Source organism: Streptomyces vulcanius, from assembly GCF_042653945.1.
Taxonomy (GTDB): domain Bacteria; phylum Actinomycetota; class Actinomycetes; order Streptomycetales; family Streptomycetaceae; genus Streptomyces; species Streptomyces mangrovi.
Genome location: NZ_JBHSFK010000123.1, coordinates 1 through 992 on the forward strand (window position 1 = coordinate 1; position 992 = coordinate 992).

The following is a 992-nucleotide window of genomic DNA, read 5'->3' on the forward strand; positions in this document are numbered from 1 at the left end:
AGAACACCCCCCTCAAGCCCGGCAGCGAGGAATACCTCGACTCCGAGAAGTACCAGCTCAAACCCCGCGACTGGGAAACCGCGAACACCCTCGCACCCCTCGTCACCCGGCTCAACGAGATCCGGCGGGCGAACCCGGCCCTGCGCGCGCTGCGCAATCTGCGCTTCCATCACGCCGACAACGACTCGGTGATCGTCTACTCGAAGAGAAGCGGTTCGAACACGGTTCTGGTGGTGGTCAACCTCGACCCCCACGACACCCAGGAGGCCACGGTCTCGTTGGACATGCCGCAACTCGGCCTTGACTGGCACGAGACCGTGCCGGTGCGCGACGAGCTCACCGGCGAGACCTACCACTGGGGCAGGGCCAACTACGTGCGCCTGGATCCGGGCACCCGGCCCGCGCACGTCCTCACCGTCCTGCGACCGTCCAACCCGCAGATCGGAGGGTCACCCACACGATGATCGTCAACGAACCCGTTCAGGACACGTTCGAGGACACCCCCGCCAAGGACCGCGACCCGGAATGGTTCAAACGGGCCGTCTTCTACGAGGTCCTCGTCCGCTCCTTCCAGGACAGCAACGGCGATGGCGTCGGCGACCTCAAGGGCATCACCGCCAAACTCGACTACCTGCAATGGCTGGGTGTCGACTGCCTCTGGCTCCCGCCCTTCTTCAAATCGCCCCTCAGAGACGGCGGATACGACGTCTCCGACTACACCTCCGTCCTCCCGGAATTCGGCGACCTCGCCGACTTCGTGGAATTCGTCGACGCCGCCCACCAGCGCGGTATGCGCGTTGTCATCGACTTCGTCATGAACCACACCAGCGACCAGCACCCGTGGTTCCAGGAATCGAGAAAAGACCCCGACGGACCCTACGGCGACTACTACATGTGGGCAGACGACGACAAACAGTACGCCGACGCCCGCATCATCTTCGTCGACACCGAAGCCTCCAACTGGACCTTCGACCCCGTCCGCAAGCAGTACT

The 992-nt window shown here is 64.0% G+C and carries 2 protein-coding genes; both read left to right on the forward strand.

Annotated elements, in window-relative coordinates:
• Positions 1 to 464, forward strand: a 464-nt coding sequence (locus tag ACFPIH_RS56285; protein ID WP_381188138.1) for an alpha-glucosidase C-terminal domain-containing protein, incomplete at its 5' end; no start/stop codon positions are given.
• The coding region (locus ACFPIH_RS56290) for an alpha-amylase family glycosyl hydrolase (protein WP_381188135.1) at positions 461 to 992 on the forward strand (532 nt) is incomplete at its 3' end. The genes ACFPIH_RS56285 and ACFPIH_RS56290, both read left to right, overlap by 4 nt.